The sequence below is a fragment of the Dysgonomonas sp. HGC4 genome (genome assembly GCF_001261715.1).
GTDB lineage: Bacteria > Bacteroidota > Bacteroidia > Bacteroidales > Dysgonomonadaceae > Dysgonomonas_A.
In genome coordinates this window covers 1-13,513 of the sequence record NZ_CVRU01000034.1, presented here as the reverse complement: position 1 = coordinate 13,513, position 13,513 = coordinate 1, and the positions used below count along the sequence as shown (strand labels likewise).

11 protein-coding genes are annotated in these 13,513 nt (G+C 38.2%); all 11 read right to left on the bottom strand.

Annotation, left to right across the window (positions count from 1 at the left end; all coding sequences use genetic code 11):
• Positions 1–47 precede the first annotated feature (47 nt).
• The gene (gene kbl / locus HGC4_RS03615) at positions 48–1,235 is read right to left on the bottom strand and encodes a glycine C-acetyltransferase (RefSeq protein ID WP_050708761.1); all 1,188 of its coding nucleotides are present in this window, start codon (positions 1,233–1,235) and stop codon (positions 48–50) included.
• A 215-nt stretch (positions 1,236–1,450) separates the two neighbouring features.
• A complete protein-coding gene (locus tag HGC4_RS03610; protein WP_050708760.1) occupies positions 1,451–3,046 on the bottom strand; it encodes a RagB/SusD family nutrient uptake outer membrane protein in 1,596 nt (531 codons plus the stop codon).
• A 115-nt stretch (positions 3,047–3,161) separates the two neighbouring features.
• Positions 3,162–6,167 carry a SusC/RagA family TonB-linked outer membrane protein gene (locus HGC4_RS03605; RefSeq protein ID WP_050708759.1) on the bottom strand — a complete coding sequence of 1,002 codons (3,006 nt, stop codon included), beginning with the start codon at positions 6,165–6,167 and terminating at the stop codon, positions 3,162–3,164.
• A 635-nt stretch (positions 6,168–6,802) separates the two neighbouring features.
• Entirely contained in the window at positions 6,803–7,498 is a 696-nt protein-coding gene (locus tag HGC4_RS03600; protein ID WP_050708758.1) for a hypothetical protein, read from the bottom strand.
• 71 nt (positions 7,499–7,569) lie between these two features.
• Positions 7,570–8,460, bottom strand: a complete 891-nt coding sequence (locus HGC4_RS03595; protein ID WP_050708757.1) for a hypothetical protein — start codon at positions 8,458–8,460, stop codon at positions 7,570–7,572.
• A 4-nt stretch (positions 8,461–8,464) separates the two neighbouring features.
• Complete coding sequence (locus tag HGC4_RS03590) at positions 8,465–9,289, bottom strand: hypothetical protein (protein ID WP_157258105.1); 825 nt, start codon at positions 9,287–9,289, stop codon at positions 8,465–8,467.
• A gap of 105 nt (positions 9,290–9,394) precedes the next feature.
• Positions 9,395–10,267: an SH3 domain-containing protein gene (locus tag HGC4_RS03585; protein ID WP_157258102.1), complete on the bottom strand. Its 873-nt coding sequence runs from the start codon at positions 10,265–10,267 to the stop codon at positions 9,395–9,397.
• Positions 10,268–10,915: 648 nt separating this feature from the next.
• Positions 10,916–11,692 carry a hypothetical protein gene (locus HGC4_RS03580; RefSeq protein WP_050708754.1) on the bottom strand — a complete coding sequence of 259 codons (777 nt, stop codon included), beginning with the start codon at positions 11,690–11,692 and terminating at the stop codon, positions 10,916–10,918.
• A gap of 11 nt (positions 11,693–11,703) precedes the next feature.
• Positions 11,704–12,441 (bottom strand): hypothetical protein, encoded by a 738-nt coding sequence (locus HGC4_RS03575; protein ID WP_157258099.1) that lies wholly within the window; start codon positions 12,439–12,441, stop codon positions 11,704–11,706.
• A gap of 16 nt (positions 12,442–12,457) precedes the next feature.
• A complete protein-coding gene (locus HGC4_RS03570) occupies positions 12,458–13,189 on the bottom strand; it encodes a hypothetical protein (protein ID WP_157258096.1) in 732 nt (243 codons plus the stop codon).
• 8 nt (positions 13,190–13,197) lie between these two features.
• Positions 13,198–13,513 (bottom strand): hypothetical protein (locus HGC4_RS18885; RefSeq protein ID WP_221406861.1); only part of this gene is annotated, 316 nt, incomplete at its 5' end.

Here is a 13,513-nt window from a genome sequence, read left to right as displayed (position 1 = left end):
CAACAGTTAATCCTGCACTGACCAAAGTCTAAAAAAGGTATTAAAACTTAAATAACGCCTAGTTCTTTACCCACTTTAGTAAATGCAGCAATACACTTTTCGAGATGCTCTCTTTCGTGTGCTGCCGATAATTGAACTCGTATACGTGCTTCGCCTTTAGGTACTACGGGATAGTAAAAGCCTGTAACATAGATACCCTCATCCAAAAGCTTAGCAGCTACTTGTTGCGAAAGTTTAGCATCGTATAACATTACTGCGCAAATAGCAGATTGTGTAGGTTTTATATCGAAGCCTGCGGCTTGCATTTTAGAAACAAAATAGTCGACATTTGCATGAAGTTTGTCCTGACGATCGTTACTTTCGTCCATCATTTCGAACATACGTATACCTGCACCTGCAATCATTGGAGGGATAGAGTTAGAAAACAAATAAGGGCGTGAGCGTTGACGCAACATACTTATTATTTCTTTCTTACCCGTTGTAAAACCACCAATAGCTCCACCAAATGCTTTGCCTAAAGTACCGGTTATAATATCGGCTTTGCCTTTGCAATTATATAGTTCGGTTACTCCACGTCCGGTTTTGCCGACTACTCCTGCCGAGTGGCTTTCGTCTATCATAACCAAAGCTTCGTATTTGTTGGCCAGCTCCATAATCTTATCCATTGGGGCTACGTTACCATCCATAGAGAAAACGCCATCGGTAACTATTATGCGGAAACGTTGTGCTTGCGATTGTTTAAGACATTCTTCCAATTCAGTCATATTGGCATTGGCATATCGGTATCTTTTTGCTTTACAAAGACGTACACCATCTATAATGGATGCATGATTAAGTGCATCAGAGATAATGGCATCCTCTTCGCCTAACAGAGGTTCAAACACACCTCCATTGGCATCAAAACAAGCTGCGTAAAGAATAGAATCTTCGGTTCCAAAAAAGTTAGATATTTTCTGCTCCAGTTCTTTGTGTATATCTTGAGTTCCACAGATAAAGCGAACCGACGACATCCCAAATCCGCGTTTATCTAACGCCTCTTTCGCTGCATCAATTAACTCCTGATTATCGGATAAACCCAGATAATTGTTTGCACAAAAATTCAGAACCTCTTGCCCTGTTTGTACTTTTATCTGCGCACTTTGAGCAGATGTAATAATTCTTTCGTTTTTAAATAATCCTTGTTCCTCGATCGAGCTTAATTCGTTTTGCAAAAATGCTTGAAATTTTCCGTACATGACTTTATTGCTTATAGTGAATATTTAAGGTTTGATAAAAATAAGGAGAATATTCAAATCTGAAACTTCTCCTTATTTTTTCTATTTTTAAGATCAGCGATCTAATCTAATTCTTGCTTGTAATAACTAAAGCTTGTTTGAAGTAATAAATATAGTAATTAATTTTCTCCTAATATCTACTTTTTCACGCATAGTTATCAAATAATATTCACTGATTAATTATACCCCGGATTATTTTCCCATTTCAATCCCGAATTTGAGTCGATCACCCCTTGTGGTATTGGCCACAACACATGCTGGTCTTTTATGGTAGAAGCCGATTTCGAGTTATATTTCTTAGTTCTTTCGATCAGTTTTCCGGTACGTACCAATGTGAAACGTCGCATTTCTTCGCCCAGTAATTCTCTTACTCTTTCATCCAACAGATAATCTATGTTTACATCTGCTTGCGTTGCCAATGTAGCTCCAGCTCTGGCTCTCACCTTGTTTATGGCATCGGTAGCTTTGGCTATCTGATTGTCTTGAATATACGCCTCAGCCAACAATAGGTATGTTTCGGCTAAACGGAATCTCATTTTATCTTTTTGGTTTCCGTTATAAGTCTCGTCATTTTCGGGCATATAATCAAACTTGGTAGTTGTAGGAAAAACATATCCCCTATCCATATTATCCTCGGTAATAGTATGTTTCTTTCCAAACAATGCTGTATTCTTCGGATCGTTATATACATACTCGCGGCGAATATTGTATATTGAATTTCTCATATCTTTCGCCTCATAACTATCCAACCAATGTTGAATTGGACGTATTTGTCCTAAACCTCTACCACCATACTCCTGAGATATTATAAATCCGGGGATGCTGTAATAAGCTCCTACCCATGCACGGCGAGTCCAATCATTGTAAGTAGTGCTTCCGCCTTGCACGTTGTATTCTGCCTGAACTACCCATATAGATTCCATGTTGCCAGCTTTACGATTCTGATTCTTTTCGAGAAACATATCTGCAAAAGGATCGCCCGGCTGCGATGAGTTTTTACCGAAACGTGTATTCATTAATTGAAAGTAAGATGAATTGATTACTTCTAAAGCCGTAGTTTCTGCTTTTTTATAATCGCCTGCAAAAATACTTATCTCACTCAACATATGCAGTGCAGCCCATTTGGTTAACTCTCCGTCTTTTACATTATTCGGATTTTCGGGCAGATATTGTGCCGCAAATTCTAAATCTTCAATCATCTTAGCCAATACCTCAGCTTTGGGTGTTCTTGGAAAGTCTACTCTATATTCCTCTTCTACTTTATCTACCCAAGGCACATCGCCATACAGATAGGTTAAATAACGATAGGCATAGGCTCTGAAAAAACGGGCATTAGCTTGAAAGAATTGTTTATCGGTGTCTTTACTCCAAACTACATCGCCTTTTTCTGCATAATTTATCATCATATTGGCATTGGTAATCAAGCCATACGCCCACTTCCATCTATTGGATATGTAACTGTTGGTGGCATCGAAAGTATATTTTTGGAATGGTTGCAACGTACCGTCCACATTGTTTATATAACAAATGTCTAACCCACCCTGCAACACCTCGTAAGCACAAGCTCCTTGCGATACAATGTTATCGTTCCATGTCTCAAATTCGAGTCTCGAATAAGCCTGCAATCCATTCAATGCAGCATTAAAGCCTTTGGTTGTCTTGTATGTTTGCTCGGCACTCTCGAAATTCTGTGGAGTTTCGTCCAAAAAACTTTCGCTGCATGCACTGCACAAAACAAGAGCTAATAGAATACTTGATATATATTTTTTCATGATAAACTGCTATTTAAATATTCATTGTTTTGTTTTTATTTGCAGGGGCTGACTTCTATGTCGCCATTTTCGGACAAACACTTAGCGTTGCCCCTGCAAGAAAAGGTGTTAGGTCTTAAAAAGTCACATTCAGTCCTATAATAAATACCCTCTGTGTAGGATAGCCCGAAGCATCTAAACTGTATTTATCTTGCTCTATGTTGGTTGTGAATTTTTTCGCATCCGAGAAAGTAAACAAGTTACGACCATTCACATAAGTTGTTAGAGCCTCAAGACCAATCTTTTTAATCGCTTCTTTTGGGAATTGATAAGCCAGATTTACATCCTGAATTCTAATAAATGAGGCACTTGTATAAAAAGTGTGCTTGGTTTCGTTATAGCCCAATCGAGTATATTCGTTCGATCGGTTTTCGGGAGTCCAATAATTTATATTATTGATATAGTTTACATTCTTGTTGAATAACTGACGTTCGAATTTTACGGTTTCATTTTCTTTAGTTACATCAAATACTCCGTTAAGGAATACCGACAGCGACCAATTTTTGTACATAAATGTATTTGTAAGACCTGCCGTCCAGACGGGAAGTTTAGAACCGATAATCACGCGGTCGTCGGCAGTAATCTGTCCGTTGCCATCCTTATCGTACAATTTAGCATCACCGGGTATAGCTTTGTATTTTGCTGCCTCTTCTCTCTCATCTTCCTGCCAGATGCCTGTTACTTTGTAGTCATAATAAACACGGATGGGTTGACCAATAAACCATTTATTACTAATATCGTCTTTTCCATCTTCTTTCAAGGCTACAATTTTGCTCCAGTTACCCGATAGCACAAAGGTTGAATTCCATTGAAAACCTTCGCTTTTTATATTCACAGAATTAAGAGTTAAGTCGAAACCTGTATTTTTAGTCTTACCCACATTATCCATCATGGTAGTATATCCATTCATAACGGGTACCGATCTATTCATCAACAAATCTTTAGTTCTGGTATCGTAATAGTCAAACGATCCACTCAAACGATTGTCGAAGAGATTGAAATCGACTCCTGCATTGAACGAATAAGATGTTTCCCATTTCAAATTGGGGTTTCCTTTCGTAAAGTTTGCCACCAAACCTCCTGCAAATTCGGCATCATTACCATATATATAGTCACGTTGAGCCAGCTTTGTTTTTGTTTGATAAGCACTTACTGCCTGATTACCGTTAGACCCATACGACATTCTGAATTTAAGGAACTCCAATTGCTTTAAATCCCAATTCTGAAAGAACGATTCTTCACTTATCACCCAAGCCCCTGCAACCGATGGAAAAAGTGCCCATTTGTTGTTATCTCCAAAGGCCGAATATCCATCTCGACGAGCTGTAAGTGTCAATAAATAACGTCTGTCGTAAGAGTAGTTTGCACGTCCCATCCACGATAGAAGAGCAGTTTCTTCTTTAGTAGAAGATATGTTTTTCTTGCCTTGTGCCATTCCAATATTGTGGTAACCATTGGCATCCGATAGGAAGCCTTCGCCCGATGAGTCTTGATTACTTGTATTGGTTTTCTGAGCACTATATAATCCCGTTAAATCAAGGTGATGTTTTCCCCAATTGTTATCATAACGAATAATGTTTTCCCAAGTCCAGTCACCATAACTGGTATTGGTTATAGAAGCTGATCCGCCAACAGGTTCGCCCGTCATAGTAGTAGAACCGTAGTAACTGCCCTGCTCACGATGGCGATATGAGTATCCAAAATTAGCTCGGTACGAAAGTCCTTTTACAGGTAGTTTTATATCTGCAAAAGCATTGGTATATGCTGCGCGAGAAACGTCGTCCAATATTGCATCCTGATCGGCAAAGGGGCTGTAATACATCGTTTCGGGACTCATCGGATAACGTACATATCTGCCATTTTCGTCTCTTACATTTCCATAAGGAGACATTCTGAAACCATAGGCAAAATTGGGAGCTTTACCACCTCTGTTTCTTTCCAACAATTGTATGTTGGCTCCAACAGTAAGCCAGCTTCCTATTTTCTGGGTAATGTTAGATGTTACCGCATATTTTTTATATCCTGTATATTTTACAATACCATCCTGATCTGATAACGAGAGCGATACAAAGTAATTGGTTGCATCGGTAGCTCCCGATAAACTTATCTGATGCTCTTGTTGAATGGCTGTTCTGAACAGTTCTTTCTTCCAATCGGTTTCTCTTCCATTTTCAAAATTATCGACTAACGACGATTGTAACCAAGCTTTTGGATTATTCCATTCTTTATCGCCGGTATCTTTACGAAAGTCCTTCAATAGCTGAATATATTCGCTACCATTTCTTAAGTCGGGTAACCATTCTGCTTGTTGAAATCCTATATAGCCATTGTAGCGAACAATGGGTTTACCTACTTTACCTTTCTTAGTGGTGATAAGTATAACTCCATTGGCTGCACGCGAACCATAAATAGCAGCAGATGAAGCATCTCTCAAGACCGATATATTATCGACACTATTTTGATCTATTTCAGTAATATTTCCATTGAAAGGAATACCATCCAGAATTATCAACGGGTTATTACCTCCCGAAAGCGACTTCTCGCCCCTTACTCTGAAAGTAGCATCCTCACCCGGTTTATTATTGGAGGTAGTCACATTAAGACCTGCAATCTGCCCTTGCAAACGCTGCCCTAAACTTACTGCGGGTATTTTATCTATCTTATCGGATGATATTGTACTTACGCCTCCCGTCAAATCGCTTTTACGCTGCGTACCATAACCCACAACTACCACTTCGTCGAGCGCTGCTGAAGCATCTTCGAGCCGTACGTTTATTACCTTCTGAGAACCAACCGTAATTTCTTGTGTTTTGTAGCTGATAAAAGAAAATACCAACACCGATTTACTATCGGGAACCGATATTGTGTACTTTCCATCGAGATCGGTAACAGTACCTTTGGTCGAATTTTTCACTATGACGCTAATACCTATCATAGGTTCGTTTTGAGTATCAGTAACAGTTCCGCTTATTGTTATCTGAGCTTGAGCCGAAGCCAAAGACACAAACCCCAATAACAGCAAGAAGAATACTCTTTGAGAGAATATTTTTCGCAAATGCTTTGTGTGTGATGAATGTTTCATTTTAGATATAGATTTAAAGTGTTATTTTATTAAATAAGGTCTGAAACCTTTTTACGACTCCGATCGGTTATCATAGCCCCCGACCTACTTACATATTGGGAATGGATCTTCAAATATTTTCATTTTTTTTAGTTGATATATTTCATTTTCGGGTAAACAAAAAGGGGTTTCTCCCCTCCGACAAAAGAGGAAAAAAACGACATAAAATAGAGATCTTTGCAAGACAAAGAATCTACTACTTTCCCATATAAATATTTGGCTAAATGGTATCTTTTTAGTACCTTGACACGCGAGGTGTGTGTGTGTGTGTGTGTGTGTGTGTGTGTGTGTTAGCAAAATAAATAGAACCACCAAATCTGAAGAGACAAATTTGATACATCATAAAAGTAATACTTATAACTTTCTTCATATTTATTGTACTCGGTAAAAGATTAACTTTATTTAAAGTACAAACATAGATGCAGACCCTTATTTTACTCTTGCTCTTTTTGCTTATAATTTTGTCCGATTAGGTACAATACAGTAAAAGCACCCGATTTTAAAAACCTGATGCTTTTAGCTTGTAGACAATTGCAACAACTATCTTCTTATTTGTGCCTGAAACTTTTCTTGCTCGTCTTCAGCCTGCCCCTTATCTACTCGATAAAGGAGGAATCCGAAAATTTCGACAACTGTTTTTTTAAGGATTTCATCAAAAAGTAGAATCTTATCCTCTGCCAAATCGGCAACGATTTTGTACCATCCCCATTTTCTGCAAAACTGCGAGTAAGAAGGAGATATTGGTTTGCCTGTTGCTTTACCTCTGAATAAAGGTTCGAAACGCTCTGAAATCTCTCTTTTTGTCGCAAAAAAAAAGCGAGCAACGGCAATGCTTCATTCATCGTTAAATTAGAAAACAATTCTTTACGACCTTCCGAAACTTTACTATCATAACTTTCGCCCGCTGGTCGGCAGAGTATAGATAGTATATCCGACAAGCGCGATTGCGAATCCGACTCAAATACTGCCTCTATATCAACCCACTCGGCTAGTGTAAGCTCTTCGGTAAATGATACGCCGTAAGCAACCCCATCAACATCAACCTTATTTGTAGGTTCGCCATGATACTCTTCAAATACAAATTTTACAATATCTACAATTGTATCAAATATCTGAGTAGGGTTATTCAACAACAACTCTACATCTATACCACATACATTGGCTATCAATTGTATTTGCTCCAAGCGATCTTTAGGCTCTACCTGAAACCAACGCTCATAGTCACCTAAACGAATGTCGCTCCACGATTGAGGAATACTGATTTGTGTGTCGTCAAAAGAAAGTGTAATCATAAAAATCTGAATTTTATCCGTACTTGTTATTATACTGTATAGATAAAATTCAGAGATATAGACGGTACTATTTAGATATTATAAATGGTTATTAGAATCTTACAATCGGGATTGATTTTGAACACATCCGTTATCGGATTTTGAGAGAAACCAATAGTAGGAGAAAATCGGATAGTAAAAAAATCACTAGGCTTACAATAACCTGCATACAAGGAGGTTGTAAACGACATGTAAGCTGGAGTAACGGCTCTAAAATCGGGAGGATTAACGGCCTGATAAAATTCGATTACATCCATCAGATCATTTCCTATGGCTGGATAATATTCATTATTTATAAGATCGTCGCCCAAAGTATCATTCCTTGACAGATAAACATATAAACTGAAAAGAGACATTCCCGAAAGAGCAGGAAATGTAACATCAGACAACCCTGTTATGGTTAGAGTAAATAAATACCGTCCTTCGGTAGGAACTCTTATCTCTGTTTCGTTCGTTAAGATTATGCTGCCACTTTGAGGCGACAACTTCACGCGTTGAGGTATTCCGTACGAAAAAGACTGACCTACGGTTGCCGTAAAATAACCTATCTGCCCCAACGATGGGTTTGCTTCCCACTTATTGGTTACACCATCGGGCTGCAACGCCAGAATAGAGGGACTTCCATAACCGGGAGTAAGCCTCAATCCACTATCTACTCCTGTTACTGCTTTGTTATTTACAATATCCAGTTTTGTTTGCGGATTCAACACACCTATGCCAAGTTTACCGTCGGAAGACATTACAACATCATTAGATATCTGAGCTTCTGTAAGCGTAGCACTCAAATTTTGAGCATTATCGCCAGCGGCATCAATATGAAATAACGATCGGGGATAATCGGTCTTTATCCCTATTTGCGATGATATAGATATTGTACACAGCAGACTACCCGCAAGGGCTATAAAATATACTGTTTTTTTCATGAGATTATAATTTATAAAAGATTAGAGCTCCCGATTCTGTTGCCATCTGACTCTCGACACTCGACACATCATTGGGATTGACATATAAAAATACATTGGTATCAATATCACCCGTACTAGCTAACTTTACGGTAAGGTAAATGCTGTCATCTTTCTTTAAATTTTGTGCTACAAATATCTCAAACAACGACTGATAATTCAAAATCTGCATAAAGGGGCGCGACTCTATTGAATACAATACAGTATCTAACTGCCCTGCTCGTCTTAGCATCAGATTATACTGTATAATTACCGAGCGAGAATAAAGCATGGTAGGATCATCCCATGAAGTTATCCCATCTTTCATCAAACGGGGAACCCATCTCAACATAAAGGCAAAAGACCCTTCATTGGGAATCTTTATCATATTATCCGTCACATTCAGAGGCATTACACCCGTTACATTGTAGCGAAAATTTATTGGCTTGGATTCCATCTTTACGATAGACCCTCCCTGCCCTTTTATCAGACCCCAATAGGCATTACCATCAGCATCGCCCAGTAATACACGTTGCAAACCTTGAGTACCATCGCTAAGCTTGAAAGCGCCATAAAGCTCGTCCGACTTTAAATGAAGTCTAGCAGTAGGAGTTAAAGTACCCACTCCCATGTTTCCCTCATTGTCAACAAAAATATCGTTAGATTCTTGTGCGGGAGTTATTGCTCCCACAGTATTATCTTTTTTCCCATCGAGGTGAAATACTCCCATCACATCGGAAGTGTTTATACCTATTTGAGCAACAGACTCTATCGAAACAAATAAAAGTAAGAGATATAAATATCTGTTCATCTTCATTCAGCATTAAATAAATAAAAGTATTCAATTACATGTCTTTGGGTCATAACAATTTATGTTTATTACCATTCCCCTTAAAGACTTATCAGGGCTATAACCTTAGATGTTGTATATGGTTAAACTAGGGAAGTAAATAATATTATCGAACTGTCCCTGAGTAGCATTCAGCCCCATAGCAATATCCCAATCTTTACCCAACCTTTGGCTAGGCTTTACTACAAGAACATAAATCTCTCCTTTCTTTACATCTGGAACAAAAAGAGAAACGGCAAAAGCATAACGACTCGTTATTGCATAACTTCTCGATCTGTTTACTGCTACTAAAGCATGATCCGAATCTTCGAGTTGAATAACGCCTGCAACTACTTTTTTGATTTTTACTTCAGTCAGAAGCTCTTCAAAAAATACACCATTCAGATTGGGTACTGATACGAGAGGGCTACCAACCGATCCAAACCAACGAAGAGTGAATATATAATTACCATCGGCATTTATTTTTATATAACCGCCATCGGTATTTTCGATGAGGCTGCCATCGTCCTCTTTTATTTTATTGAAAAGAACTGCCGATTCTTCGCCCGCTTTGTATGTTATTACTTTCTCAGACGGACTCGTCATCCGATACACCTTACCCGATAACTGAGCTTTAGGAACCCACGAGCCTGCACCATTCTCGTCCGAGACCAGATATTTACCATCGCTCACCTCTTCCGAGGGATCTTGTATACGTATAAATGGCTTACCATCGGAGGTGTTTACTTGCAGCTTCGTAGAAGGAGACAAAGTACCAATACCCACATTTCCTTTGGCAGTAACTACTACATCGTCCGAAAAATTTGTGCCAGTACTACCCGTATCTCCTTTAGCATCGAGGTGAAATATGCCTTGGGGATATAAGGTATTTATTCCTACCTGAGCCCTACTGAACCCGATAGATAATAAACTGATAATTAACAGAAAACATTTTCTCATTGTCATAATTATTTTGTGATGTGTTTATAGGTTCGTAAATAAAAAAAAGGCAGCGGCATGTAATCACTACACACCACAGCCAAACATAGTTGTGTCATAGATAAACGGATAGCTCGTGTCGATTTTGAACGACAACAAAAAAACAAATCGGTTACACGAAAGCGTTTACCGAGACAACTATCAATATATTTATTGGGGAAATATTGTAAAACGAAAACAAGTGCGTAAACAAGACGCAATGATAAGAAAAGACAGAAAACTCTACCTGAAAATTTGAAGAATAAGTAGCTTCTTAAATATGTGGAGGCATTACTTAGCTCTCTCTCTCTCTCTCTCTCTCTCTCTCTCTCTCTCTCTCTCTAATATTTCAACACACATATCCAAACCTAAATAGTTAAAATTTAGATTATTACAAATAGATATGTTTGTTAATTTTATTGTCATTATTCTTGTAAAGAGTTATTTCACAGAGGCAAATATAAAGAATAATATTTTATGATACAAAGAATAACATACAATAAACAACACGATACACTCTTACACATTATTTTAAGGAGACACTATAACGACATTAATAAAGGACGGTTAAAAGGGTAAGATTCAGAAAAACTTCACCCTTTTAACTGGCTATTTATTAAACAACTATCCTCATCCTCCCACATCAAGACCTAACAAAACAAGTTCTGCCCAAACATGATTAGGTTTAGCAAAAGGTAATGTATCAAGAAAAGGTATTGCCGTATTTTCATCTCTATTTATATTAAACACTTCAAACTCTATACTCAAGGTTTCTGGTGCGGTAAACTCTACATAGGTTGCACTTGCCGACAATGCCCTTATATAAGTTGGACTCATAATCGGGTTGCCATTTCTAAGAAGCCTCACTTCGGCATACTCGCTTACATTCTCTATGTCGCCTGCCATAAAGATAAGATATCTGCCCTTAGGCACAGTAAGACTCGCTGCTGTTGTAGAAGCCCCAAGCTCGGTTTTTAGAGTGGGGGTACCCGATAAGGTAAAGACATTAGAGGATGCATTTATCTCTCCCCAAGCAGCATTATCGAGCCTCCATTCTATTGTTTTGTATCTGAGAGCTATTAAGTAGTTTTTCCACGAAGCCTTTCCGTTTTGGTCCGAAGCCAGAATATAATCGGTAAAATCAGTAGTCGAATTATCGGAAAACCTCAGCTTGCCTGTAATATCAAAACTAGCCTGAGGAGTTAAAGTACCCAACCCCACATTACCGTTAGAATCAATAATAATATCATCCGAAAAGTTTGTACCACCACTCGTATTACCCTGAGCATCTATGTGGAAAACACCGATAGGGCTGATTGTATTTACTCCCACCTGAGCATAACAGCAAACAGGTAAAAGAATAAGAAAAGAATATATATATATTCGTAAATTTAAAGGAAATACCATACAAAATATTTTTAAATGTTTTCGAGCTGAATAATAGTTGTTACATAACTATAACCAGTTTTAAATGGAAGATTAGTGTACGAAGGTGTGTCAACATCAATATGAGTAAAATTGAGTTGCAACTTAGTAGGTGCTTCTAACATAAAGATAAACGACCCGCCGCCCAATGAATTTACAGCCATCAGCGAGTGTGTGATAATACCATCCATTAGTATATCAACCGTTCCATATTCGGTCATTGCCTGATCGCCATTAGCCGAAAACAAGTATCTCCCTGCGGGCAAAGTGAGTACTCCTGCACTTTCGGAGCAACCTACAATCTCGTTTCTCAACAAAGCTGAGGTAGCTTGCAAAGGATCGTAGATCGGTTTACTGACCCCATAATCCTCAAAATCTTGTGACCCCGATAATCTCCAAACTACATATCTATTGACAATCACTCTTTGCCAAGATGCTATACCATCGGCATTACTAACCAATACATAGCCGTCTCTCTGAGTACCATCATTCATTCTGAAGGTTCCATTGATCGATAAGTTAGATGCAGGGTTAGTGGTTCCAACTCCCAAATATCCCTGCGAAGACACCACAACATCATCCGTTGTATTACTGCTTCCTGAGGTATTTCTCTTAGCATCAATATGTAGTAAGCTTGAGCTTAAGGGAGATTCTGTGTTAATTCCTATCTGAGCACTGACTACTCCCGAAAAGAGAATAAACAGAACAGATAAATATGCATTCTTTATCATAATTTGAGGCATAATATTATTGTAGTTGTATGATTTTAATTTCTATCTCATAATTCACGTTAGAGAATGGCGGATAGTCAAAATAGGTTATTTCGGCAGTATATTTTTTAGCTACCACTTGCACTCTTATCTCTTCGGCAGTTTCCGCCAGAAAGGAGACCGATTGACCAACCATTTTCCCTCGGTATATGTTTGATAAAAAATAGCTGTCATCCGCCTTATGAAGCATTACTTGTCCGTATTCATCCAAACCCAAAAGATCAAAGTCAACAATCACCAGATAAAGTCCCGAATCTATTTTTATTCTGCCATCATCTGTTGCGGTCAGATTTAATTCATTTACCGAAAACGTAAACGGAGCCTCACATGGCAGCAAAGCTGTACCCACGGTTTCAAATACTCCTGACGCTTTACATATCGACATGCGATTGACCTTCGTTACCGGATTGTCTTGCCATGTACCAACCCCAATATTATTGGAGGTCAGAATATACTTATCATTTTCATTTGAATTTGTAATGCTTAAACTACCAACAACGTCCACTTTTGTTTTCGGAGAAAGAGTACCAATTCCCAGATTACCTTGCGAATCGACAAGAATATCATCCGAGATATTACTAGTACCTACAGTATTAGCTTTTGCATCGATATGGAAAATACCTTGAGGATTCTTCGTATTTATTCCTACCTGAGATCGACAGATCCCCATAGATAATAAACCAATAATTAATAGAAAACATTTTCTCATTATCATAATTATTTTGAAATGTGTTTATAGGATTTTAAATAAAAAAAAGGCAGCGGCATGTAATCACTACACGCCACAGCCAGATATAGCTGTGCCATAGGCAAACGGATAGCTCGTGTCGATTTTGAACGACAACAAAAAAACAAATCAGTTACACGAAAGCGTTTACCGAGACAACTATCAATATATTTATTGGGGAAATATTGTAAAGCTAAAAAACAAGCGTAAAAGAGACGCAATAATAAAAAAAGACAGAAAATTCTGTCTGGAAATTTGAAGAATAAATAATTATTTAAGCGGGGAGAGGTATTACTTAGCTCTCTC